Consider the following 344-nt stretch of genomic DNA (forward strand, 5'->3'; position numbering starts at 1 on the left):
GAGCATTTATCCTTGCTGGGGTCGTCCGTTGGGTTGCCGTCTTCATCAAAATAAGCGGTACCGGTATACCCGCATGAGGCCCCGCGATATTGATTGCGCATGCACCAAGTACAAAGAGAGTGGATCTGACGAGTGGGTAGCATAATGCCCTGCAAGTCTGCAGGACTGGATAACGCAAATTGGATCTGCTCGTTATCCTCATAGCTCTTGCTGTCGATATACCAAACTTCGAGTTTCTCTTCATCTGGATTCGCTTCTGGGTTTCCTTCCGGAAAGTTTCTGGCATCGAGGTAATGCGCAAACGTGCTGTGTACTTTTACCTGCGCTAATACCAGATTTTGATA

At 48.3% G+C, this 344-nt stretch carries 1 protein-coding gene; it reads right to left on the bottom strand.

Going from position 1 to position 344, the window contains the following annotated elements; translation table 11 throughout:
• On the bottom strand, positions 1–344 hold a 344-nt coding region (locus tag HUZ92_RS20745), incomplete at both ends, for a phage minor tail protein L (RefSeq protein ID WP_174846897.1).

Source organism: Yersinia vastinensis (assembly GCF_902726565.1).
Lineage (GTDB): Bacteria > Pseudomonadota > Gammaproteobacteria > Enterobacterales > Enterobacteriaceae > Yersinia > Yersinia vastinensis.